The organism is Pedococcus aerophilus, from assembly GCF_039532215.1.
GTDB classification, from domain to species: Bacteria; Actinomycetota; Actinomycetes; order Actinomycetales; family Dermatophilaceae; genus Pedococcus; species Pedococcus aerophilus.
In genome coordinates this window covers 167,332-191,064 of the sequence record NZ_BAAARN010000002.1, presented here as the reverse complement: position 1 = coordinate 191,064, position 23,733 = coordinate 167,332, and the positions used below count along the sequence as shown (strand labels likewise).

The following is a 23,733-nucleotide window of genomic DNA, read 5'->3' as shown; positions in this document are numbered from 1 at the left end:
TACTTCATCAAGTACAACGCGTTCGGGACTTCGAGCGGGACGTACAGCATTCGGGTGCTTCCTCAGTACGACCAGGGCCTGACGCGGGACTCCAGTCTTGAGCCCAACGACACGCGCATGACTGCAGCTCCCGGTTCACTGGGGATCAGGGGGACTTCGTCGATCGTGCAGCGCAACTCCAACTTTGGAACCGATGCGGCAGACATCGACTTCATGCGCTACGCACTGACGGCGGGGTCTGCCTACTCCTTGGAGCTGATTGCAGGCTCCATGGGCATGAATGTCGCTCTCTACGACTCCGCGAATACCCGAATGACCTCAACCTCCTGCTCGGCGGGTGCGCTCTGTGGGCTTTCGGTGACCCCGTCGATCAGCGGCACCTACTTCCTGCGGATCACCCCGTCCTCGTCCGTGGCCAGTGGCAGCTACACCCTGTGCATGCAGGCCAATGCCTTCCGCTGCCTGACGTCCACGCCGACGCCAACGGTCACGGGGACTGCGAAGGTCGCCCAGACTTTGACCGCGACGCCGGGGGCGTGGGGTCCGGCGCCGGTGGCCCTCGCGTACCAGTGGTACCGCCGCAGCGCCGCGGGGGTGAACACGGCGATCTCTGGGGCGTCAGCAGCGACCTACAAGGTCCAGGCCGCTGACGTGGGCTTCGGGATCCAGGTCCGAGTGACAGGATCCAGGTCCGGCTACACGACCGTGTCAAAGTACTCGGCGACGACGAGCACCGTGATCAAGGCCTCGTTGACGGCCACGCCCGCACCCACGATCACGGGGACCGCGAAGGTCAACGGGACGCTGACGGCGGTGCCTGGCACATGGGGTCCGGCGCCGGTGACCCTCGCCTACCAGTGGTACCGCCGCAGTGCGGCAGGGGTGAATGCGGCCATCTCTGGCGCGTCGGCCGCAACCTACAAGGTGCAGGCCGCAGATGTGGGCTTCGGGATCCAGGTCAGGGTGACCGGCTCCAAGTCCGGCTACACCACCGTGTCGAAGTACTCGGCCGGCACGGGTGCCATCACGAGCGGCTGAGTCGGTATGGGCCCGCCGAGACGCTCGGTGCTCGCAGTCATACAAGGGTGGTGCCCTCGGGCAGATTCGAACTGCCGACACCCGCTTTAGGAGAGCGGTGCTCTATCCCCTGAGCTACGAGGGCGGGGCGCGGCCCGAACCCTCAGTCGAGAGAAGTGGGAGCGGTGACCGTGCGTGAGAAGGGTAGCCGACGGCAGGTCGTAGGGCCGCCCGGCCCCGCGCGCCGCTGGAAAGGCAAGCCCGGGCACGCTGCGCGACGGTGGATCCGTGAGTGGTCAGCGTGGCCTACCGCAGATGGCGCATCGACCTCTGGAACTTTCGCCCGATTCGTGTCATCGGGCTCAGCGCGATCCTGACGTGGGGAGCGGGGGGTCCGGTTCCCGTCGTGGGACTCGAGGGGACAACTCATGCGTAGATCAGATGGGCGGCCAGGTCGCTTCAGCTCCTTCGTCGTCGCCACCGCCGTGGCGCTCGGGACGATGGTGGGGACCGCAACCATTGCCGCCGCCGCCAACCCGGTCAACGGGACTCCCGCGACGGCCACCACATTCTCGACCATCCCCTATCAGGGTCAGTCGAGCAGCTGGTATGCCGCCGACCCTGCGACAGATACCGCGAGCCAGCGGGTCGCCTCCGCGTGCAATGCCGGTGCGCCCATCAACGGGCCCGCGTGGTGGCGCTACGACGCCGCGCAGACCAGCACTTTCGTGGCCCATGCTGCCGACCTGAAGGGTGGAATCGCGGGTTACGAGCCCACGGGTCTGGCGGTGCTGTCGGCCGACGCGTCCACGGTGCTGGCGTGTGGCAACGAGACGCAGGACATCACCACGACAGGCGCCCTGACCGTCGCAGCAGGGCAGTCTCGGCTGGTCGTCGCCTACTCGCGTCAGGCGACGGAGTTCTACAGCCCAACGATCGGGCTCTTCCCCTCGAGCGGGGTGACTCCGTCCAACGACGAGCCGGCTACAGCGACCACCATCACCAGCCTTCCCTTCACCACCACTCAGGACACGACTCTGGCCACCACCTCCGGAGGGGTGGGCTGCTACAGCAAGTTCGGCGTGGGTCCGGACACGTGGTTCACCTGGACTGCAGAGCGCACCGACCTCGTCCGGTTCAGCGCCACTGCTGACTACGACGTCCATGTCGGTGTCGTTCCCGTGGTCAACGGTGAGCTCGGACAGTACTCGTGCGACGAGCAGTTCACCGCGCAGGCAGGAACCACCTACCTGATCTCTGTCTGGGCCACCTCAGACGACTTGAAGCAGACCGGGACCTTCACCCTGAGCGGGGCCTACCTCCCACCGGCTCCCACTCTGTCTGTCACCGTCGACGCGAATGGGACCGTCAACAAGAAGACCGGCGTCGTCTCGGTCGCAGGCACGGTCTCCTGCAGTGGCGCTGACTCGGCGCCCTACGCCCAGGGATCGCTCTCCCAGACGGTGAAGCGCGTGGTCCACACGGCACCGATGACCTTCACCAGTGGCTTCTCGACCTGCGCAGGCTCGACGCGGTGGACGGCCACGGCCACCTCACCGGGCTACAAGTTCACCGGGGGATCGGCGCAGGTTCGCGTCGATGCCAACGCCTGCAACGCCCGCGGCTGCACACCGGTCTCGGTGATGCGGACGGTGAAGCTCAAGGTCGTCTAGGCGGCACGGCGAGTCATGAGTGGCTCGAAGAGGGAAGGCAGGACCACCTCGACGCCCAGGCCATGGCGATTCCTCAGCAGACGCTGTCGTCGGCCTTCGGGACGCCGAGCCCGAAGAGCGGTCGCAGCTTGAGCCCGACCCACGTCCCGGCCAGGGCGGCGACGCCCCAGACCCACCCGGACAGCGAACCCGTGGAGATGCCGCCGAGGTAGGCGCCGATGTTGCAGCCCTGCGCCAGGCGGGCACCGATGCCGAGCATGATCCCGCCGAGGACCGCGGCGACGGCGACCTTCCACGGCACGCGGTGGCGCAGCGTGTAAGTGCCGCCGGCTGCGGCGGCGAGGCCGGCGCCGATCATGATGCCGACGTTGGTGAGGGTGTTCTTGTCGGACAGCACCGGCGCGGCAAGCTGCTTGGCAGGAGCGGCCTGCTGCCAGTACGCCCACTCCTCGGGGTGGGCGCCCAGCACCTGGAGCACCTTGGTGCCCCACAGGGCGAACGCGCTCGTCACGCCCCAGATACCGCCGCTGACCAGCAGCACGCCAACGGCCAGGACGGCCAGGACGACCGCGCCGACGAGCATCGGCCACGATCCGCGGATCACCCGCGCGAAGCCGTGGGCGGTGGGGGCGGGCGACGTGGGCGGGGGATTACGTCGTGCCTGGTAGACCTTCGAGCCCCAGACCACGAGCAGCAGCGCCGCGATGGTGACGGCCCACGAGCCGAACCACCCGATCTCCTCACCCAGCACGATCGGCTCGAACGCCGGGAGGTCGTCGACCAGCCCGTACTGCCACGTGTAGAGCACCGAACCGACGATGAACCCGAACAGCGTCAGCAGGATGCTCGCCTGGCCCGCACCCACCGCGAACAAGGTGCCGGACGCGCACGCGCCGCCGAGTTGCATACCGAGGCCGAAGATGAACGCCCCGGCGAGCAGGCCGACGCCGAGGGGGCCGCCGGCGGGAGCCGGAGTCGTCCCGAACAGGCCGGTGCCGGTGCCGAGCAGCAGGGCTGCGATGGTCGCGGTCGTCCCGACGAGCAGCGCATGGGCGCGCAGGCCCGCACCGTTGCCGACGGCGACGAGCTGGCGCCATCCAGAGGTGAACCCGAACCGCGAGTGGAACAGGGCCACCCCGAGCCCCAGGCCCAGCGCGAGGAGCACGGCCTTCTGCGCGCCGTACTGGCTCCCGACCCACCACAGGAGGGCCAGCGCCAGCGCCCCGAACACGGCCAATGGCTTGACCTGGACCGGGCCCGCCTTCTCCGCGGGCGGGGGCAGGGCGCACGTCGGCGCCGGGGCGATCAGGGCACGGGCGGGGGAGGCGCCGGAGCGCTCGAGGGTGGCTGACATGGCTTTCCCTAAATCCTAGGCGTTCGGTATGAATTAACCTCGACCATAGGCGGGCAGAACGGACACCGACAGCACCCGCCCGCATCGTGGACCGGGCGAGACCGGCTCTCGCCACGACAGGCGCGCGAGTCCGCTGGACCCCAAGCAGGTCCCGGACCGGGCCGCGGCTACTCCGGGCTGTTGACCGAGTGCCGCCCGAGCCGGAACGGCGTCGTCACGCCCTCGTACATCAGGTGCGCGACGAGCCCCTCCTTGGCGTGGGGGAGGTTGTGGCAGTGGTCCATCCAGATGCCCGGGTTGTCGGCGACGAACGCGACCTCCACGGTCTGCCCCTGCGACACCTCGAGCGAGTCGGTCCACCACGGGCTCCCCGTCGCGGCGACGCCATCACGCGACAGCACGACGACGTGGTGCCCGTGCAGGTGCATGGGGTGGGTCTCCCCGCTCTTGTTGGCGATCCGCACCCGGACGACGTCCCCCTCGGAGACGACGAACATCGGCACCTTCGGGTACATCGTCCCGTTGATCGTCCAGTGCACCCCCGGTCGTCCGTTGACGAATCCCGGCCTGCGCCCGATCGAGTAGGTGAAGTGGCGGGTGGCGCGCTCGGGGTCGAAGGGCAGCGCAACGGGGGTTCCGTAGGACAACAGGTCCACGCTCGCGGCCGGCTTCCGTGTCGGGGCAGGGGTTTGCGCGCCTGCGGGCCCCAGCACGAGGGCAGCACCCGGGAGCTCGACGCGCACGCCGGTCGCCGGCACGTGCACGCCCAGGTCGGCCCGACCGCCTGCGGGGACGAGCACCGCGCGGCCCGTCGCCTCCTGCGGCTCGTGCACCTCGGTGCCGTCGACCGCCAGCACCCGGAACGCCGCTCCGCCCACCCACACCGGCATCAGCCCGTTGTCGGTGTTGACGACCCGCACCCGGACGACCGACCCGGCTGCCGCCTCGATCCGCGTCTCCCCGGCGCGGCCGTTGATGGTCCGCTTCCCGGCGTAGACGTGGGACAGCGCGACGAGCGCGGTGTCGGCACCCGTCCAGGCATCGGGAGCCTTCGGCGTGACCACCACGGCCCCGAGGAGCCCCTTGACCACCTGCTCGTGGGAGACCTGGTGCGAGTGGTACCAGTACGTCCCGGCCCGCTCGGCCACGAACCGGTAGGTGTGCGAACGTCCCATCGTCACGGCGTCCTGGGTGACCCCGGCGACACCGTCCTCGGCGTTCGGCACGTCGATGCCGTGCCAGTGCAACGTGGTCCCACCGGGCACCGACTCGTTCACGAGGGTCACCTCGACGAGCTGGCCCTGTGCGGCCCTGATCGTCGGTCCGGGCGTGGTGCCGTTGAGCGTGTATGCCGTGACCGTCGGCCCGCCGGGGATGCTCACCTCCTCCCGGCGTGCGGTGAGGGTGAGCCGGACGTCGGGCGTGCCGCGGCGCTGCTCCACGAACGAGGTGACGTCCCGCGGCCTTGGCCCGACACCCGACTCCGTACGCGGGCCCGCGCCCGAACCCGTGGCTCCGGACGGGACCGTGCCGTGCGCCATACCCAGGTGGACCGCTGGGCCGCCACCGGCGTCCATGAGACCCATCTGCATGGGGGAGTAGGACGCCGGCACCAAGCTCGCCGCCCACATCCAGCCGATCGTGCCCACGAGGGCCAGCGCAACGACACCTGCGACCCACAGTCGCAGGTGTCGCCGCAGCGCTGCCCCGAGGCCTGTCGGACCCGCCCCGGTCTCCCCGGTGTGCGGGTCGAGCTCCTCGGCGGCCGAGTGCTCAGACGGCAACGCGCTCCGCTGCCTCGACGTGCCGGCTCGTGGACTGAGACCGTGTGACGCGCAGGCCCGTCCACAGCGCCGTCGAGAAGAGCAGCAGGGCGTTGGCGCCGTGCAGGGCCCCGAGGGCCGGGATCTCGTGGCCCATGAGCCCGAGCGTCATCTGCAGTGCCACGAGGACGACGACACCCGCCGCCCACCGAACACCCTTGGGCACCTTGGCGAAGAACGAGGCAAGGAGCAGCAGGAGCGCGATCACCGGGATGATCATCATGCCGTTCATGCCGTGCAGCATCAGTCCGGCGAACTCCGGGAACGGTGTCTCGCCGCCCTCGAACGCGTTCTCGAACGTCGCCTTGTCGAGCACCCCGCCACCGTCGACCCACAGGCCCAGCCCGGCGATGCCCCAGACCATCACAGCACCCTGGACGACCACCTCGAGCGCGACGAGGAATGCCAGCCACTTGTAGACCGTCTTCATCCCACACCCTCCTCCGTCACGAGAGCCCGCTGGTCGTGGGCCCCCACCCCTCCGTCTTCGATGGTGGCCCTGTGCCACCGGTCCCGCCTCGCGTGATTGCACTACGCAGAACGCACGGGGCGCGCTCGTCGGGACCTTCGACCCTGATCCCGGTCGTGCCATCGACCGACGATGGGAGTGACCCGGTGGGACTGCGCACCCTGCGCGCACGCGCCCACCGGGTCCTCGACAAGGAGGACGTCATGGACGCTGCCCACCCGACCGGTCGCGGCATCGTGGTCGCCTTCGACGGCTCGCCCGGCGCGGAGCCCGCGCTCGACTGGGCTGCCCACGCCGCCCGCCGCGAGAACCGCCCGCTCACCGTCGTCCACTGCGTCGAGGCGGCCGACATCCCGATCGGTCCGCCCTTCCTGCCCGAGACCCTGCCGAGCGAGGTGCGGGCGGACGCGCAGGCGATCCTCGACGTGGGCGTCGCGCGGGCGACCGCGGTCACCGGTCCCGAGCTCGTCGACAGTGCCGTCGTCGTCGGCACCACGGCGGCCGAGCTGGTGCTCGCCTCCAAGGACGCCGGGCTCGTCGTGATCGGTTCGCGGGGACGTGGACGGATGGCAGCCGGCCTGCTCGGGTCGACCTCGTATGCCGTCGCGGCGCACGCCTTGTGCCCCGTCGTGGTCGTGCGGGGCGGCTGGGCCGTGCACCCGGGACCGGACCACCCGGTGGTGGTCGGCGTCGACGACAGCGAGGCGTCGCACCGCGCGGTCGCACGGGCTGCCGAGGTCGCCGCCGCTGCGGGGGCGGTCCTGCGCATCGTGACGGTGGGGCACCTCCGCTCGCCCGAGGGCTGGGCGTACGTCGAGGACTCGCGTGCCGGCACCGAGCACTCCCACGCCGTGCGCGAGCACGCCCAGCCGATCCTCGACGGTGCCCGCCGCCGCGCCACCGCCCACCGCCCGGACCTCGTCGTCGAGACCGAGGTGCTCTTCGGGGAGCCCGGTCACGTGCTGGCCGGGAACGGTGTCCACGCCGGCCTCCTGGTGGTCGGCAGCCGGGGCCGGGGCGGCTTCGCCGGACTGTTGCTGGGCTCGGTGAGCCACACGGTGATCCACGAGGCCACCTGCCCCGTGATGGTGGTCCGGTAGCGACGCGGGCCGCGCGCTCGGCGGCACACCGGTGCTCCGCAGGTCGGGCGGCGCGTCCTCAACCGAACGGACCAGTCCTGCGTCCACCACGGTCAACCGGACGCTCTGCGCCCTAGCGTTGCCCTCAGAGCAGCTCACCCCCAGGAGTGCTCGCCCTCGCCGAAGGACCTTCCATGCGCATCCCCCTCCCTCGCAAGGCGCTCGCAGCCGTCACCGCGGCCACCGCCATGCTGGGCTTCGTCGCCGCCATCACCACCGCCACCCCGCAGGCCGCCGCGGGTGCGACGGCGACCTACAAGTTCACGTACATCACCCTCCCGAACGGGTCGAAGGTGGCGCTGCGCTGGAACGGCTGCCAGACGGCCGTCACGTGGAAGGTCAACCTGGCAGCGGTGCCCACCGACCAGCGGTCGACCGTGCTCTCCGAGACCAAGACCGCCGTGGGACGCATCGCCACCCACACGGGGATGACGTTCTCCTACAAGGGATCCACGACCGAGGTCCCGCAGGTCGGATCGATGCCGAGCCAGACCGCCGAGCTCGTCATCGCCTACACGAGCCCCACCAAGACCAACTACAACCTGGCCGGCTCGGTCCTCGGGCAGGGTGGGCTCTACGCCGCCTGGGTCTCGCGGACCTCCAACGGCACCACCACCTACACAACGGCTGCGCTGCGAGGTTTCGTCGTCCTCGACACCCCGCAGATGCTCAGCCAGACCAAGCCCGGCTTCGGCACCGGACTGCGCCGCACCAACGTGGTGCTGCACGAGCTCGGCCACGCGTTCGGACTCGCCCACGTCGACACCAACACCCAGCAGATGTACCCCGTGATCTCCAGCATCTCCCCGAGCGGCATGGCCACCGGCGACCGTGGAGGGCTCTACCGCCTGGGCAAGGCGGCCGGCTGCATCAACACCGCGTCGATGCCGCTCAAGGACCTCAGCTGACCCGAGCCGCCCGCTGACCTCGCCCGAGACGCCCCTCGTCCGCAGCCCGGGTCAGTAGGGTGCTGGCACACGCACCCAGTTGGCCCCAGGAGTTGAGCTTGCGCACCGTCACGAGTTCGGACGTCGCTCGGGAGAGCGGGGTCTCCCGGACGACGGTGAGCTACGTCCTCAACGACACCCCCGGCGTCACGATCTCCGACCAGACCCGGGCCCGGGTCCGTGCCAGTGCCGAACGGCTCGGCTACACCCCGTCGGCCGCGGCCCGCACGCTGCGAACCGGGCGCAGCGACCTCGTCCTCTACGTCCTCCCCGACTGGCCGCTGGGGCCGGCCGTGGACTCGCTGCTCGACCACCTCGCGGGGGAGCTCGCCGAGCGCGGCCTGTCGCTCCTGGTCCACCACCAGCGCGGCGGGCGCCCGCTCACCGACCTGCTGCGCGTCGTCACGCCGCGCGCCGTCGTGGGGTTCACGGCGTTCCCCCCGGCCGACCGCGAGGCGATGCGCCGGGCCGGGGTTCAGGTCCTCGGCACCCTGCTCGACGACCCGGGCGCGGCCGGCATGTTCACCACGTCCCAGCGCGGCATCGGACGCCTCCAGGTCCGGCACCTGTGCGAGGCCGGCCACCGCACCCTCGGGTATGCCGCCGCGACGGACCCGCGCGTCAGCCAGTTCGTCGAGCTGCGCCTCGAGGGTGTCCGAGCGGCGTGTGCCGACGCGGGTCTGCCCGCGCCGCAGGTGATTCCGGTCGAGCAGTCGCTGGACTCCGCGGTCCAGGCGGTGCGCGGCTGGAGGAAGGCGGCCGCACCACCCACAGCCGTCGCGGCCTACAACGACGACGTCGCCATCGCCGTCCTCGCCGGCTTGCGGGCGCAGGGGCTCACCGCGCCGGACGACCTCGCGGTCATCGGTGTCGACGACGGTCCCGCCGCGCCGTTCACGGTCCCGCCCCTGACGACGGTCTCCCAGGCGCTGGACGCCCAGGCCCGACACCTCGCCGGAGTCGTGGTCAAGGGGCTGCAGGGCGGGGAGGCAGAGGACCTCCCGGCCTGGGTCGACCTGCTCGAGGTCGTCGTCCGCGACTCCGCCTGACGGACTGACGGCGACACAAGGGTGGGCCGGACCGCTGCTGCGGTCCGGCCCACGCAATCTGTTGGGGCAGTGGCTACTTCGCCGGGTAGTCCACGACGTACTCGGGCACACCGACGCGGGTCGTGTCGACGGCGCCACCGACGCCGTTCACCACGTGGTCGAGCGTCCCGGCACCGAGGTTGACGGTGAGGACGTGGTGCAGCGTGACGCCGGGCGTCCTGGGCACCTCGAACCCGTTCTCGGTGTGGATCGACGGGTTGTTCTGGTTGAAGACGTAGGCACCACCGGCGAAGAGGCGGTGCTGCTTCACCCGGTCGCCGACCTTGTAGGCCGACCAGCCCAGCTTCGTGCCGTCCATCCAGTCCGCCTGCGTCGGCGGGTCGTAGGGCAGCTCGTTCTGGAAGAACACCGTGGTGCCGCGTTCGCCGTTCCAGATGACGTTGTGCTCCTGGAAGTGCTCGACGAAGAAGCCGGTCGCCGTCACGTCGTCGCCGTTGACGACCACGCCGTTGGCGGCGGTGTTGGTGCGCCAGCGGTCGGTGTCACCGTTGACGCCGCGGGTGAAACCCTCGGTGCCGTGGTCGGCGCGCCAGACCCACGTGTGGTCGATGAGGACGTCGTCGCTGTTGACCTCCAGGGCCACCTTGGTCCGGCCGATGTGCGGACCGCCGACGCGGAAGTACACGTCGGACAGCGTGGTCGGGTTCGACGAGGCGTCCTTGGCGGTGCCGTTGTTGCCGTTCTTCGAACCGATTCGCAGGAGGGCGGGGGACTCGACGGTGCCCGCATCGATCGTCACTCCCGCGACGACGACGCCCGGCACGTCCTTGACCTCGACGGGCACGGCACCCCGCGCGGAGGTGAGGGTGGCGTGGCCGAGGCCGAGCACCACGGTGTCGGCGCGCTTGACCTCGATGGTGCGGTCGACGTCGTACACCCCGGGGGTGAGGAGCAGGTGCCTGCCGCGAGCGAGCTGGGTGTTGATCTCCTGCTCGGAGGCGCCGGGCCGGGCGACGTAGAAGTCGCTGAGCGGGATCGTCCGTCCGGCGGTGAGGCCGTTGGCCCACGAGATGCCGCGGCTGTCGCGCTGTGCGGAGGGGACGCGCACGGCATAACGGCCCTGGGCGTCCACGAACACGAACGGCTTCTCGCGGCTCACGGGGGTCTTGTCGAGGGTCGTGTAGGCCGGGTTGGGGAAGCCCTCCTCGGAGGGTGCGCCCACGACGCCGGAGAACGTCGCGTTCCACACGGCGTTGCTCCAGCCGGTGAGCTCGCTGTTGCGCGTGAGCCACTGCTGCTGGGATCCGTTGATGACGAACGGCATCCGTGAGTCGGCGATGAACCCGCCGCTGGCGTACTGCGGTCCGGCGGTGCAGTAGTCCATCAGCGACAGGTTGGCCCCGCTCACGTCCAGGCGGCGCATCGAGACCGCTTGGGAGACGGCCCAGAAGTTGGCGGAGGCGCGGCAGCCGTCCTGACCCGTCGCGTCGACCTTGATCGAGAGGTTGGACAGGGTGCGCCAGAAGTTGTTGAGGGCGATGCAGTTGCTCGTCCCACCGTCGCCGAGGCAGCGGTTGTAGGCCTCGACCTTGCCGTTGATGACGACATCGGTCGGTGAGGCGCCGAGCCCGGCGACCTCGGTGTAGTAGCCGACCTTGACCTGGAGCGGCTGGGCCGCGGTGCCGTACGTGCCGGGCTTGAACAAGAAGGCGTACCGCTCGCTACCCATCTCGTTGTCGACCTGCGCGGTCCACGCCTTGTCGAGGGACGCCTGGATCTGGGCGACCGGCATGCTCGGGTCGAAGACGGTGACCGACGGGCCAAGTGCCGGGGTGGACGGGGCCGCCGGTGCGGCGCTGACGGTCGGGGCCGACGCGGGGGCGGGCGCTGCGGCCACCGGTGCCGCGGAGGCGGTGGTCGTGGCGGCAGCTGCACCGAGCGTGGCCAGGGCTGCGGCGGCGGCGAGCCAGCGCACCGGACGCGGCGAGCGAGGTCTGGTCGTCGGCGCGCGCAGGGCGTGCGGGACCTGCTGGGACATGGGGAGGGCCTCTCCGTTGAGGGGTGGTGAATCGTGTCACCTCGGAGCATGGTGGGGTCGCCCGCACGCGTCAAGGGCGCTCGCATGGCGGTGGACCCGGCCGACAGCCCAGTTCGTTAGCCTGCACAGGTGAACCAGCCGACCGACGAGACCCCCACCGCCCCGGCTGCCGACCCCGATCCCCGTGGTGAGCGCGTCGCCGCAGCCGTGCAGACCTGGCAGCGCCACCTGGTCGACCTCGGCGGCCGCAACACGCTGCTCTGGTACCGCGACCTCCCCACCGGCACCCTCGACCTGTCCACCGCCCACCCCGGCGGCCTCGCCATGCTGCTCGCTGGCCGGCCCACCCGCCTGTCCGACCTCGTCCGCGAGCCCGCGGCGCTGGACGAGGCCCGGCGGCGCGCCCGCACCATACGGTCCAAGACGGTCGAGCTCTCCGAGGAGCGCGGCATCGCGGCCGGGTTCATCGCGATCGGTATGGCGACGTGGACCGTCCGCGGCGCGAACCGCCCCCCGGCCGCGCCGGTCCTCCTGCGCCCGTGCGTGCTGCGGCCCACCGGGGCCGCGCGCGAGGACTTCGACCTCGACCTCGGCAACGACGTCGAGTTCAACCCCGTGCTCGAGCACTACCTGCGCTCCGAGCAGGGCATCGACTTCGACACCGACGCGCTCGAGGACCTCGCCTCCTCGGGCAGCACCTTCGACCCCTACCCCGTGTACGAGCGCCTGAAGCAGCTCTGCAAGGGCGTCCCGGACTTCGCCATCACCCCGCGGCTGGTGGTCGGCACCTTCTCCTACGCCAAGTTGCCGATGGTGGCCGACCTTGCAGCACAAGGGAGTTCGCTCGCCGACCACGACGTCGTCGCAGCGCTCGCCGGTGACCCCGGTGCCCTGCGTGCGGTGCGTACCCAGGTGCCGGAGTTCCCCGCTGACGCCGACCCGTCGCACGAGCTCCTCATCCTCGACGCCGACTCCACCCAGCAGGCAGCCATCGACGCCGTCCGCTCCGGCGCGCACCTCGTCATCAAGGGCCCGCCCGGCACCGGCAAGTCCCAGACCATCGCCAACCTCATCGCCAGCCTGGCGGGGGAGGGCAAGCGTGTCCTCTTCGTCGCCGAGAAGCGCGCGGCCATCGACGCCGTCCTCGGGCGCCTGCACAGCGTGGGGCTGTCCGACCTCGTGCTCGACGCCTACGACGGCGCCAGCAACAAGCGACGCCTGGCCCAGGAGTTCGGCAAGGCCCTCGAACGCGGCACGACGACGACCGAGCCCGACACCGCCGACCTCGAGCGCGACCTCGTCGACCGCCGTGCCACGCTCGTCGAGCACTCCAAGGCGCTGCACGAGGTCCGCCAGCCGTGGGGCGTTTCCGCCCACCAGGCACAGGAGGCCATCGCCACGCTCGGCGCGGCGCGGCACTCCCCGACCTCGCGCGTGCGGGTGCGGGGCCAGCAGCTCGCCGACCTCGACCGCCGCCGGGTGCAGGAGCTCGGTCGACAGCTGACGGAGGCCGCCTCGCTCGGTGCCTGGTCGACCGACGCCGGCACCGACCCGTGGTTCGGCGCACGCATCCCGACGTCCGAGGAGGCGGTTCGCGCCCGCGAGGTCAGCAGCCGCCTGGCCGAGGGACAGCTCCAGGACGTCGAGCAGACCATGACCGAGGTCTTCGCCGAGGTGAACCTCCCCAAGGCGGAGCGGGTCGGCGACTGGGGCGTGGTCCTCGACTCGGTCTCCCGGGTCCGCGACACCCTCGAGGTGTTCCGGCCCGAGGTCTTCGACATCCCGCTCGGCGACCTCGTCGCCGCGACCGGCTCGAAGTCCTACCGGTCCGAGCACGACGTCGACCTGGGCCTGTACTCCCGGTGGCGACTGCGCCGTCAGGCCCGCTCGCTGCTGCGCCCCGGTCCGCCGCCCGCCGACCTGCACGGCGCGCTCGTCGGTGCCCAGCAGCAGCGCACGTCGTGGCAGGCGATGGCCGGTGCCGGTGGCCGCCCCGAGATCCCGCTCGACCTCGACCGGGCGCGGGCTGCATACGAGTCCCTCGCGGAGGACCTGCGCTGGCTCGGTGAGCGACTGGCCCCGACCGCCGCCGGCGGTGACCTCATGGGCACCCCGCTGCCCGAGCTCCAGCAGCGGATGGCCGACCTCGCCGCTCGCCCCGAGCGGCTCACCGTCGTGCCCCGCGTCCTCGGTGCGCTCGACGCGCTGCGGGCTGCCGGGATGGGCCCGCTCGTCGACGACCTGGCCCGCCGCGGTGTCGAGGCGGACCACGTCTCGGCCGAGCTCGACTTCGTCTGGTGGACCTCGCTTTCCGAGGACCTCGTGGTCCGCGACTCCCGGTACGGAGCCCACGACGGTGCGCAGCTCCAGCGGGTCGCCGCCGAGTACGTCGCCGCCGACCACGCCCACCTCGCCGCCAGCGCCGACCGCGTCCGCGCCGGAGCGGCCCGCCGCCTGCGCGAGGTGCTGGCCGACCACCCCGAGCAGGAGGCGCTCGTGCGCGCCGAGGCGGGCAAGTCCCGCCGCCACCGGCCGCTGCGCGAGCTGCTGCCCAAGGCGGGGGAGACCCTGACCGCGGCCAAGCCTGCGTGGGCGATGAGCCCGCTCGTCGTCGCGTCGGTGCTGCCACCCGGCCGCTGGTTCGACGTCGTCATCTTCGACGAGGCCTCGCAGATCCCGCCCGCGCAGGCCGTGTCGGCGATCTCGCGCGCCCACCAGGTCGTGGTCGCCGGCGACGAGCGCCAGCTCCCGCCGACGAATTTCTTCACCTCAGCGGTCGACGAGGACCTCGCCCCCGACTCCGACACGCTGACCGAGGGGTTCGAGTCGGTGCTCGACGTCCTCACCGCTGCCCTGCCGACCCGTCGCCTCTCGTGGCACTACCGCTCGCTCGACGAGCGCCTGGTCGCGTTCGCCAACCGTGAGATGTACGACGGCTCGCTCGTGACCTTCCCCGGCACGGGCACCGACGCCGTCGTGCGGCTCGAGTCCGTCGAGGGCTCGGGGGTCGTCGCCCCCGGCGAGGAGGCCATCGAGTCGACCGAGGCCGAGGTGGACCGCGTGGTCGCCCTCGTCCTCGAGCACGCCCGCACCCGGCCGCAGGAGTCGCTCGGCGTCATCGCGCTCGGCATCAAGCACGCCACCCGTCTCGACGACGCGCTGCGCAAGGCGCTGCTCGGGGCCGAGGGGGTCGGCGACTTCTTCGACGAGGACCGCCGCGAGCGCTTCTTCGTCAAGAACCTCGAACGTGTCCAGGGCGACGAGCGCGACGCCATCATCCTGTCCGTCGGCTACGGCAAGACGCCGCACGGTCGGGTGCTGCACCGGTTCGGCCCGCTGAACCTCGAGGGTGGCGAGCGCCGCCTCAACGTCGCCATCACCCGCGCCCGCCGCCGGATGACGGTGGTCTCCTCGCTGCTCGCCTCCGACCTGGATCCCACCAGGCTCAAGGCCCGCGGTGCGGTCATGCTGCGCGACTTCCTCCTGTATGCCGCCGACGGCACCCTCCCGGGGCCCGTCACCCAGCCGTCGACGTCCGAGCCCGTGGCCGACGTGACTGGCGAGGACTCGTCGCCAGAGGCGGGTGCCGAGCCGACGAGCGCGACGGTCGACGCACCTGCCGACCCCTTGCCGGCGACGCCTGCCCCGCCGCTCGGCGGGCTGGTCCGCGCCGAGTTCGCGCGTCGACTGCGCGAGTCCGGGCTCGTCGTGCACGAGGCCTTCGGAGGTGCGGGCCACCCGGTCGACCTCGCCGTCGAGGACCCCGACCGTCCCGGCGTGGTGCTCGTGGCGGTGGAGACCGACGGTCCCGCGTATGCCGCGATGCAGAGCACCCGCGACCGGGACCGGCTGCGCGGCGAGCAGCTCAGCCGCCTCGGCTGGGAGCACCTGCGGGTCTGGACGACAGACCTGTTCCGCGACCCGGCGCGCGACGTCTCCCGCGTGCACGCCGCGGTGCAGCGGGCTGCGTCACGTCGGCGAGCGCAGGAGCTCGTCTCCGGAGCTGTCGTCCCCGCGATCATCACCCCGACCGCGCAGGACGACCTCGCGCGGCCGGACGGGGTGGCGCCGCCGGTCGATGCTGTCGCCATCGAGCCGGAGGCCGGCCAGCCCGAGTCCGCCGAGCCCGAGTCCGCCGAGCCCGAGTCCGCCGAGCCCGGGCCGCAGGCCGCCGAGCTCCCGGCCCCCGAGGTCGGAGCAGGCGACCCAGAGGCCAGCCAGCCCGCGGCCGAGGCGCAGCTCGCCTTCGACGGGTTGGTCGCCGACGACTTCGCCCCCGCGCCGGACCAGGCGGCTCGCAAGCGGCGGGTCAGGGGACGGCGGGCCACGTCCAAGCCCACCAACACCCAGCCCGGGCTCCAGCTCCCCGGGCCGGCCGTCGCCGACCAGGACGCGATGCCGCAGGCGCAGGCGCCGGCGACGGAGTCAGCAGAGGCGACGGCCCAGCCGAAGGCCCCCGAGCAGACCAAGGACGACACCGACGCCGGCTGGGGTGAGCAGCGAAACCTCTCGGCGTACGACCGCTGGCTGCTCGAGCAGCGCCCGCCGCACTGGGGCAAGGACTGACCCAGTGCGGCGGGACGGGCCCGCGTCGGCTCAGATGGGGCGGTTGAGGGAGTCGCGGATCTCGCGCAGCAGGATGACGCTCTCATCCGGCGCCGCGTCGACCTCGGGGGCCGCGGCGAAGCGGGCCTTGGCCAGCTCGTACGGCTTCACGACGAAGAAGTAGACGACGAAGGCCATGATGAGGAATGCGATCAGGGCCGTGAGGAATGCGCCGACGGGCACACCGCCGGGCCGGTAGGTGTCGAAGTTCGGCTGGTCCCCGAGCTTGCCGATGAGCGCGACAAAGACATCGGTGAACGCCTTGACCACGGTGGCGAAGGCTGCGCCGATGACGAACGCGACGGCGAGCTCGACGAGGTTGCCCCGCATGACGAAGTCCTTGAAACCCTTCATGGGATCCCGACCCTTCTGTTGGTTGTTTCCGACCCTTGATGAGTGGAGCAGTGCCTCCACGCTAGCGACCAGCACAGCCCACGTCTGCGGGTGGACGCCCGGCATGTCGGGTCATCGCCGGCGGTCGACAGGACCACCACTCAGCGCGAGCGCAGCACCAGGGTGAGCTGGGGCCGACCGAGGACGTCCTGCTGGGCGGCGGACAGGTCGAGGATCGTCGGCTGGTTGACGGCCACGGTGAGTCCCGAACCCGCGGTGTTGTTGCCGCTGGACGACCCGGGTCCGTTGAGCACCGCGCCGAAGTCGGTGGTGAAGACGGGATCGACCGCGAGCACCGGGGCGCTGCGCGCGACGACGCCCCCGGGGCCGACGAGGTCGACGCGGTCGCCGGGCCGGACCATGGCCACCGACTGGGCGTCGGCGATCATCACGTGAAAGGCGAGCAGGTCCACCGGCTGACCGGTGAGCACGCTCGCCGGGCGGGTGCGCTCGGTGGTCACGGGCTCCCCGCGGCTGAGGGTCGCCGTGAGGGGGCGGCCGACGACCTGGGCCACGGTGTTCGCGGCATCGTCGGGGACCAGCTCCGCAGGGAACAGCCGCACCTGGAGGGCGTCCGGGGTGGCGACCTCGCCGACCGCGAGAGGTCTGGCAGCGACCACCACCGGCGTGAGGGGGCCACCTTTCGGAGCGCGGGCCAGGGCGATGACCCCGAGCACCGCGGCGACGGCACAGGCAGCGGCCACTGCACGGCGCAGCACCCGACGGCGCCACTCGCGGCGACGCCCGGGACCCCGCAGCCGGTCGAGCAGCTGTCCTGCTGTCGTCGCCACCCTGACTCCCGACCTCAGCCCGGCAGCGCGAAGGGCAGGGTGATGCCGTCGAGGGCCCGCCGGCACGAGCAGCCGGCGGTGTCGTCGGGCTCGGACTCCGGCAGCGCCGCCAGGGCGGAGCGCAGCACCGCCTTGAGCTTGTCGACGTTCCGACCGAAGACGGCCAGGACCTCCTCGTGGGTGACCGCCTCACCACCGTCGACACCGGCGTCGTGGTCGGTGACGAGGGCGATGGTGGTGAAGCACATCGCGAGCTCGCGGGCGATCGAGGCCTCGGGCATCCCCGTCATGCCGACGACCGTCCACCCGGCCTGCTGGTGCCACGCGGACTCGGCCTTGGAGGAGAACCGCGGACCGTTGATGACCACCAGGGTCCCCGAGTCGGCCACCTCGAGGCCCGCGCCGCGGGCAGCCCTGATCGCCACCTCCCGCCCGTGCGGGCAGTAGGGGTCGGCGAACCCGACGTGCACGACAGGCCCCTCCGCGTCATACACGGTGTGGTCCCGGCCCCACGTGCGGTCGACCACCTGGTCGGGCACGACGACGGTGCCGGGACCGAGCTCGGGCCGCAGCGACCCGACGGCGCACGGGGCCAGCACCTGGCGGACGCCGACCGAGCGCAGCGCCCAGAGGTTGGCCCGGTAGTTGACGCGGTGCGGCGGGAAGCGGTGCCCCTGGCCGTGCCGGGCGATGAAGGCGACCCGGCGACCGTCGACGTCACCGATGACGAGGTCGTCGCTGGGGTCGCCGAACGGAGTGGTCACGCTGACCCGCTCGGCCTGGTCGAAGAACTCGTAGAACCCGGAGCCGCCGATGAGGCCGAGGTCTGCGCGGGGCTGCTCCGATGTCATGTCGTTCAGCGTACGCAGCGGGGTCGCCACCCACACGCGGGCGGACCGACGCTGTGGACACCTGGACGACGATGCCCGCCCCTGTGGACAGGGGCGGGCAGCGCACAGGTGCGGGGTGGGTCAGGCAGCCGAGCCGTCCGCCGCCTTGGACGAAGACCCGGACGACGACGACCCGGACGACGAGGAGCCGGCCTTGGCCGCGCTCGAACCCGTCGAGGAGGATCCGGAGTCCGAGGAGCTCGACGACCCGGAGTCGGACGAGCTGGACGAGGACGAGCCGGACTCGCTCTTGCCGGCGGGCATCGACGCGGAGGAGCCGCTGCGGGAGTCGGTCCGGTAGAAGCCGCCGCCCTTGAAGACGACACCGACGGCGCTGAACACCTTGCGCAGGCGGCCCTGGCACTCGGGGCAGACCGTGAGCGAGTCGTCGCTGAACGACTGCACCGCGTCGAAGCGGTGGTCGCACTCGGTGCAGGCGTAGGAGTACGTCGGCACGGGTTCCTCCAAGGTGTTGCGGGCCACGGATCCGGCAGGGATCGGCTGGCACTGTGGTGGGTCGACTGCCAACTATAAGGCCGCGCGGACCCTACTTCTTCCCGTTGATCCGCTGGCCCAGCCGTCGGGCCAGGGCCCGACCGGTGTCGGTGACCGAGGGAGCCGGGGCCTGGGTGACCGGCGCCGGGCCACCGACCCGACCGCGGACCTGGCGTCCGCCGCCGGTGGCCCAGCCGGCGAGGCGACCGTTCTGGCTCACCTCGCGGACCCGCTTCTCGGCCTTGGTCCGGGACTCGGCCGTGGTGACGATGAGCAGCTGGTCGCCGCGGCGCACGACGGTGTTGACCTCGGGCACGAAACCCTTGTCGCCCCGGACGACCAGCGTGACGTTGGCCCCCGGGGGCAGGCGCAGCTCGAAGATCTCGACGCCGTGCAGCTTGGAGGCCGGGCCGACGGTGACCTGGAGCATCTCGGCGCCGAGCTCCTCCAGCGGCGTGGCCTCCACCGCGAGGTCGAGCGTGGCGTAGTCCTCGACGATGCCGAGCTTCTGCGCGAACCACGGCAGGGTCGGCGCCTGGACGATCGTGAAGATGATGACGAGCACGAAGACGAGCTCGAAGATCCAGTCGACATTCCTCGCCCCGACGGTGAGCGGGACGGTGGCGAGCACGACCGGGACCGCTCCGCGCAGGCCTGCCCACGACAGGAAGACCTGGTCGCGCCACCCGATCCGGAAGGGCGAGACCGAGGCGACCACCGACAACGGCCGGGCGATGAGCAGCAGCACCAGCCCGATGACGATGGCAGGCAGGACCTGGTCGCCCATCTCGCTCGGGGACGCGAGCAGGCCCAGCAGGACGAACAACCCGATCTGTGCCAGCCAGCCCAGGGCCGTGGACAGCCCGAGCACCGCGGGTCCGTGCGGCAGGCGCAGGTTGCCCAGCACGAGCGCAGCGAGGTAGCAGGCGATGAACCCGCTGGCGTGCACGCTGGCCGCCGCGGCATACGCGAGGACCGTGAGGGCGACCACCCCGATGCTGAACAGACCCGACGAACCCGACGCGGACCGGCGCATGAACTGGCCACCCAGCCACCCGACCGCGAGCCCGATCGCGGACCCGACCCCGAGCTCGACCACGGCCTTGAAGAACAGGGTGAACCAGCCCTCGGCGTCCGCGGGGTCGGCGCTGCGCGCGGCCAGGGCGGTGACGAGGATGACCACGGGGGCGTCGTTGAAGCCCGACTCTGCCTCGAGCATCCCGGTGATCCGGCGGGGGAGCGGCACCCGGCGCAGCACGGAGAACACGGCGGCCGCGTCGGTGGAGGACAGGATGGCGCCGACGAGCAGGGCGGTGTTCCAGTCGAGGTGCAGGACGAACCGCGCGGCGAGGGCGACGACGAGGACCGAGACGACCACGCCGACGGTGGACAGGATCGCCGCGGGGCCGACCGACCGCCGGATGCCCTCCCACCGGGTGCTCAACCCACCTTCGGACAGGATGAGGATGAGGGCGGCGTAGCCGAGCACCTGGGTGAGCTCGTTGGAGTCGAACTCGATCCCGAAGCCCGCCTCACCGATGGCGAGGCCGATGCCGAGGTAGATGAGCAGCGACGGCAGCCCCGACTTCACCGAGAGGCGGACGGCGGCGACGGAGACGAGCAGGACCAGCGACCCGATGAGCAGTGCCGGGGTGAGGTCGTGGAGCGTGAAACCGGTGCTCCCCGTGTCGGCCACGAGCCCGGGCCACCCGCTCGGCACCGCACCGGACAGGCCTCCGGGCGCGAGTCCGGGGAGTCCTGCGTGCACGGCCCGTCACGTCCTTTCCCTGTCAGTGGTGCGGATAGTCTCGCAGGGTGTCCCGCGTCATTCTTGCCCGCCGCATAGCCATCGCCGTGGCGGCCCTCCTGGTCGTCGTCCTCGGAATAGTCGCGGTTCTCGCGGTGACGTGGGTGAGGCGTCCGTTCCCCGTCACCGAGGGGGAGGTCAGGGTCCCCGGCCTGCAGGGCAAGGTCGACGTCGTCCGCAACGACCAGGGCATCCCCCAGATCTACGCCGACACTGCCGACGACCTGTTCCGCGCGCAGGGCTTCGTCCACGCCCAGGACCGCTTCTTCGAGATGGACCTGCGGCGCCACATCACCTCCGGGCGCCTGTCCGAGCTCGTCGGCGAGGGCGGCCTCGAGACCGACCGCGTCATCCGGACGCTCGGCTGGCGCCGCGTCGCCGAGGCCGAGCTGCCGACTCTCAAGCCCGAGACCCGCCGCTACCTGCAGGCCTACGCCGACGGCGTCAACGCCTACATCCACCAGCAGGGCAGCCCTTCGAAGATGGCGCTGGAGTACGTCGTGCTCGGCCAGCAGGTGCCCGACTACCGCGTGGAGGACTGGACGCCGGCCGACTCCCTCGCGTGGCTCAAGGCGATGGCCTGGGACCTGCGTGGCGACTACAGCGACGAGCTGATGCGCGCCCGCCTCGCCGGCACGATGTCGCTCAGCCAGATCAACGAGCTCTACCCGCCCTACCCCTACGCCACGAACAAGCCGATCCTCTCCGGCCGCGACTGGTCCTCGACGACCTCGAACGCCACCAACGGCTCGGCCAACAGCGCGCTCCCGTTCGCGAAGACCCCGGTGAAGTCCCCGGTGAAGTCCCCGGTGAAGTCCGACCCCGACCTCGCCGCCCAGACCAGCCCGGCTGCGCAGCAGGCGTATGCCGCGGTGGCCAAGGCCCTGGACTCGGTCCCGGTCACGATGGGACGCGGCGACGGCATCGGCTCCAACTCCTGGGTGGTGGCCGGTTCGCGGACCAGCACCGGCAAGCCCCTGCTCGCCAACGACCCTCACCTCGGCGTCAGCATCCCCGGCATCTGGTACCAGGTCGGCCTGCACTGCCGGTCGGTCAACAGCAGCTGCCCGTTCGACGTGGCCGGCTACTCGTTCGCGGGCCTGCCGGGTGTCGTCATCGGCCACAACCAGTCGATCGGCTGGGGCTTCACCAACCTCGGTCCCGACGTCAGCGACTTCTTCCTCGAGCAGGTGCGTGGCAGCACCTACCTGCGCGACGGCAAGCAGGAGCCGCTGACCATGCGCACCGAGACGATCAAGATCGGCGGTGGGGGCGAGCAGACGATCACCGTGCGCAGCACCACCCACGGCCCGCTGCTGTCCGATGCCCTCGACAAGGTGGCCGAGGCCGGCGACAGCCCGCCGGTCAACGGCCGCACGAGTCCCGGTGACTACGAGGTCGCCCTCCAGTGGACCGGCATCGAGGTCAACCAGACCGCGGACGCGATCTTCGGTCTCAACACCGCCCAGAACTTCGAGCAGTTCCGCGAGGCGGCTCGTGACTTCGCCGTCCCGTCGCAGAACCTCCTCTACGCCGACACCGCCGGCAACATCGGCTACCAGGCCCCCGGCTCCATACCGATCCGCAGCCGGTACATGGAGAGCGCGCCCGGCTTCTGGATCCGTCCGGGCTGGGTCTCCTCGTGGGACTGGAAGGGCACGGTGCCGTTCGAGGAGATGCCGTGGACGCTCAACCCCAGCGAGGGGTTCATCGTCGCGGCCAACCAGGCGGTCACCGAGAGCGGCTCGCCGTTCCTCACGACCGAATGGGACTACGGCTTCCGCAGCCAGCGCATCCGCACGCTGCTGGAGAAGAACACCAGGGTCACCCCTGCGGCGATGTCGCAGATCCAGGGTGACGCCCGCAGCCAGTTCGCCCCGACGCTGGTCAAGGCGCTGCTCAAGGTGGACCTCGGCGGCGACGACTTCACCAAGCAGGCCCAGGACCTCCTGCGCGACTGGGACTACACGATGCCCGTCGGTGGCAGCGACGCCGGAGCGGCCGCGGCCTACTACAACGCGGTGTGGTCCAGCCTGCTCGACCTGACGTTCAACGACGAGCTGCCCAAGGACCTGCGCGCCAACGGCGGCGGCCAGTGGATGCAGGCCATGACCCAGCTGCTCACCAAGCCGCGGTCGGCGTGGTGGGACGACAAGCGGACCGCCGGCGTGGCCGAGGGCCAGTCCGAGATCCTGCGCAAGGCCCTGGTCGACGCCCGCCTCGACCTGACCCGCGAGCTCGGCAAGGACCCCTCGGACTGGCAGTGGGGGCAACTGCACACGCTGACCCTCGAGCACCAGGTGCTCGGCGGCGACGACGTGCCCGGCCTGGTCCGCACGCTGTTCAACCGTGGCCCCATCGAGCTCCCCGGTGGCTCCGCGATCGTCAACGCCAACGGTTGGGACGCCAGCCAGGGCCTCGACGACGCCAACCGCTCCAAGGCGTTCAAGGTCAACTGGGCGCCGTCGATGCGGATGGTCGTCGACTTCTCGAACCTCGACCGCTCGCGCTGGGTCAACCAGACGGGCAACAGCGGTCACGCGTTCTCCGACCACTACAACGACCAGTCGAAGGCGTGGGCGAAGAACGAGCTCTACGACTGGCCCTTCTCCAGCAAGGCGGTCGACGAGGCCGGCGGGGACGAGCTCGTCCTCGTCCCGGGCAGCACGAACTAGCGTCCGTCCAACCGGCGCAGGCCGGTGCCGGCGGCGATGACCGCGTCGACGGCCCGGTCGTGGGCCTCGTGCGGGAGGTCCTCGTCGAGGAGCTCCCACGGGTGCACCACGGCCACGAGGGTGGCGGCGGTGCGGGGCAGGGCCCGGTCGTAGCAGCCCTTGCCCTGCCCGATGCGGGTGCCGCGGGTGTCGACGGCGTGGGCCGGGACGAAGACGACCACCGCCCGCCCGACCGCCTCGACCCCCAGCGGCACCTCGCTGCCCACCTCGCGCCAGTCCAGGTCCCAGTCCTCGAGGGTCACCGGGACCATGACCCGGACCCCGCGGGCCAGGAACGCCTCGACCAACCCCTGCGTGGGGGGTTCGGTCGGCATGGCCTCGTATGCCGCGACCCAGTCACCGCGGCCGACGCCGGCTTCGCGGGCGGCCTGGAGGGCGCCGAGCGCGAGGGCCTCGGCGTCCGCGGCACGGTCCCGCCCCGGCACCCGGTCGCGACGCAGCGCACGCAGGCTCGACCGCACGGTGACCTTGTCCACGGGAACCATCGTGCCCGCACCGGTGGTCGAGC

At 71.5% G+C, this 23,733-nt stretch carries 17 protein-coding genes and 1 tRNA gene; 7 read left to right on the top strand and 11 right to left on the bottom strand.

Annotated features, from left to right (window positions below; all coding sequences use genetic code 11):
* Nucleotides 1–117: 117 nt before the first annotated feature.
* Nucleotides 118–1,038: a hypothetical protein gene (locus ABD286_RS11985; RefSeq protein ID WP_344193677.1), complete on the top strand. Its 921-nt coding sequence runs from the start codon at nt 118–120 to the stop codon at nt 1,036–1,038.
* A 48-nt stretch (nt 1,039–1,086) separates the two neighbouring features.
* On the opposite strand, the gene ABD286_RS11980 is transcribed toward ABD286_RS11985, so the two are convergent.
* Nucleotides 1,087–1,162, bottom strand: a tRNA-Arg gene (locus ABD286_RS11980).
* 283 nt (nt 1,163–1,445) lie between these two features.
* Here ABD286_RS11980 and ABD286_RS11975 point away from each other — a divergent pair.
* Nucleotides 1,446–2,690 (top strand): hypothetical protein, encoded by a 1,245-nt coding sequence (locus ABD286_RS11975; protein ID WP_344193674.1) that lies wholly within the window; start codon nt 1,446–1,448, stop codon nt 2,688–2,690.
* A gap of 73 nt (nt 2,691–2,763) precedes the next feature.
* On the opposite strand, the gene ABD286_RS11970 is transcribed toward ABD286_RS11975, so the two are convergent.
* From ABD286_RS11970 to ABD286_RS11960, 3 genes are all read right to left on the bottom strand, one after another.
* Nucleotides 2,764–4,044 (bottom strand): YeeE/YedE family protein, encoded by a 1,281-nt coding sequence (locus tag ABD286_RS11970; RefSeq protein ID WP_344193672.1) that lies wholly within the window; start codon nt 4,042–4,044, stop codon nt 2,764–2,766.
* A 167-nt stretch (nt 4,045–4,211) separates the two neighbouring features.
* Complete coding sequence (locus tag ABD286_RS11965) at nt 4,212–5,828, bottom strand: multicopper oxidase family protein (RefSeq protein ID WP_344193670.1); 1,617 nt, start codon at nt 5,826–5,828, stop codon at nt 4,212–4,214.
* Entirely contained in the window at nt 5,818–6,297 is a 480-nt protein-coding gene (locus tag ABD286_RS11960) for a DUF6220 domain-containing protein (RefSeq protein WP_344193669.1), read from the bottom strand. Before ABD286_RS11960 ends, ABD286_RS11965 begins: the two co-directional genes overlap by 11 nt.
* Before the next feature lie 185 nt (nt 6,298–6,482).
* Between ABD286_RS11960 and ABD286_RS11955 the strand changes: the two genes are divergently transcribed.
* From ABD286_RS11955 to ABD286_RS11945, 3 genes are all read left to right on the top strand, one after another.
* Complete coding sequence (locus tag ABD286_RS11955; RefSeq protein ID WP_344193668.1) at nt 6,483–7,436, top strand: universal stress protein; 954 nt, start codon at nt 6,483–6,485, stop codon at nt 7,434–7,436.
* A gap of 173 nt (nt 7,437–7,609) precedes the next feature.
* Nucleotides 7,610–8,383 carry a matrixin family metalloprotease gene (locus ABD286_RS11950; protein ID WP_344193666.1) on the top strand — a complete coding sequence of 258 codons (774 nt, stop codon included), beginning with the start codon at nt 7,610–7,612 and terminating at the stop codon, nt 8,381–8,383.
* Nucleotides 8,384–8,481: 98 nt separating this feature from the next.
* Entirely contained in the window at nt 8,482–9,471 is a 990-nt protein-coding gene (locus tag ABD286_RS11945) for a LacI family DNA-binding transcriptional regulator (RefSeq protein ID WP_344193664.1), read from the top strand.
* Between the two features lie 73 nt (nt 9,472–9,544).
* Here ABD286_RS11945 and ABD286_RS11940 read toward each other — a convergent pair whose 3' ends face one another.
* On the bottom strand, nt 9,545–11,509 hold the full coding sequence (locus tag ABD286_RS11940) for an adenylyl cyclase (protein WP_344193662.1): 1,965 nt from the start codon (nt 11,507–11,509) through the stop codon (nt 9,545–9,547).
* 129 nt (nt 11,510–11,638) lie between these two features.
* On the opposite strand from ABD286_RS11940, the gene ABD286_RS11935 reads away from it, so the two are divergent.
* On the top strand, nt 11,639–16,075 hold the full coding sequence (locus ABD286_RS11935; protein WP_344193660.1) for an AAA domain-containing protein: 4,437 nt from the start codon (nt 11,639–11,641) through the stop codon (nt 16,073–16,075).
* Between the two features lie 30 nt (nt 16,076–16,105).
* Here the strand turns inward: ABD286_RS11935 and mscL are convergent, their stop codons facing one another.
* The 5 genes from mscL to ABD286_RS11910 all read right to left on the bottom strand — a co-directional run bounded on the left by mscL (nt 16,106) and on the right by ABD286_RS11910 (nt 20,451).
* Complete coding sequence (mscL, locus tag ABD286_RS11930; RefSeq protein ID WP_344193658.1) at nt 16,106–16,468, bottom strand: large conductance mechanosensitive channel protein MscL; 363 nt, start codon at nt 16,466–16,468, stop codon at nt 16,106–16,108.
* A 140-nt stretch (nt 16,469–16,608) separates the two neighbouring features.
* Nucleotides 16,609–17,298: an SAF domain-containing protein gene (locus ABD286_RS11925; protein ID WP_344193656.1), complete on the bottom strand. Its 690-nt coding sequence runs from the start codon at nt 17,296–17,298 to the stop codon at nt 16,609–16,611.
* Between the two features lie 14 nt (nt 17,299–17,312).
* A complete protein-coding gene (locus ABD286_RS11920) occupies nt 17,313–18,149 on the bottom strand; it encodes an S-methyl-5'-thioadenosine phosphorylase (RefSeq protein WP_344193654.1) in 837 nt (278 codons plus the stop codon).
* Nucleotides 18,150–18,269: 120 nt separating this feature from the next.
* Nucleotides 18,270–18,644, bottom strand: coding sequence for an FmdB family zinc ribbon protein (locus ABD286_RS11915; protein WP_344193652.1), 375 nt, complete (start codon nt 18,642–18,644; stop codon nt 18,270–18,272).
* Between the two features lie 91 nt (nt 18,645–18,735).
* Entirely contained in the window at nt 18,736–20,451 is a 1,716-nt protein-coding gene (locus ABD286_RS11910; RefSeq protein ID WP_344193649.1) for a potassium/proton antiporter, read from the bottom strand.
* A 47-nt stretch (nt 20,452–20,498) separates the two neighbouring features.
* On the opposite strand from ABD286_RS11910, the gene ABD286_RS11905 reads away from it, so the two are divergent.
* Entirely contained in the window at nt 20,499–23,165 is a 2,667-nt protein-coding gene (locus tag ABD286_RS11905) for a penicillin acylase family protein (RefSeq protein ID WP_344193647.1), read from the top strand.
* Here ABD286_RS11905 and ABD286_RS11900 read toward each other — a convergent pair.
* Nucleotides 23,162–23,701, bottom strand: a complete 540-nt coding sequence (locus ABD286_RS11900; RefSeq protein ID WP_344193645.1) for a 5-formyltetrahydrofolate cyclo-ligase — start codon at nt 23,699–23,701, stop codon at nt 23,162–23,164. The genes ABD286_RS11905 and ABD286_RS11900 overlap by 4 nt on opposite strands.
* Nucleotides 23,702–23,733 lie beyond the last annotated feature (32 nt).

Coding starts and splice junctions, on each gene's coding strand:
- ABD286_RS11985 (WP_344193677.1), top strand. CDS start 118: ATGACTGCAGCTCCCGGTTCACTGGGGATCAGGGGGACTTCGTCGATC.
- ABD286_RS11975 (WP_344193674.1), top strand. CDS start 1,446: ATGCGTAGATCAGATGGGCGGCCAGGTCGCTTCAGCTCCTTCGTCGTC.
- ABD286_RS11970 (WP_344193672.1), bottom strand. CDS start 4,044: ATGTCAGCCACCCTCGAGCGCTCCGGCGCCTCCCCCGCCCGTGCCCTG.
- ABD286_RS11960 (WP_344193669.1), bottom strand. CDS start 6,297: ATGAAGACGGTCTACAAGTGGCTGGCATTCCTCGTCGCGCTCGAGGTG.
- ABD286_RS11950 (WP_344193666.1), top strand. CDS start 7,610: ATGCGCATCCCCCTCCCTCGCAAGGCGCTCGCAGCCGTCACCGCGGCC.
- ABD286_RS11940 (WP_344193662.1), bottom strand. CDS start 11,509: ATGTCCCAGCAGGTCCCGCACGCCCTGCGCGCGCCGACGACCAGACCT.
- mscL (WP_344193658.1), bottom strand. CDS start 16,468: ATGAAGGGTTTCAAGGACTTCGTCATGCGGGGCAACCTCGTCGAGCTC.
- ABD286_RS11920 (WP_344193654.1), bottom strand. CDS start 18,149: ATGACATCGGAGCAGCCCCGCGCAGACCTCGGCCTCATCGGCGGCTCC.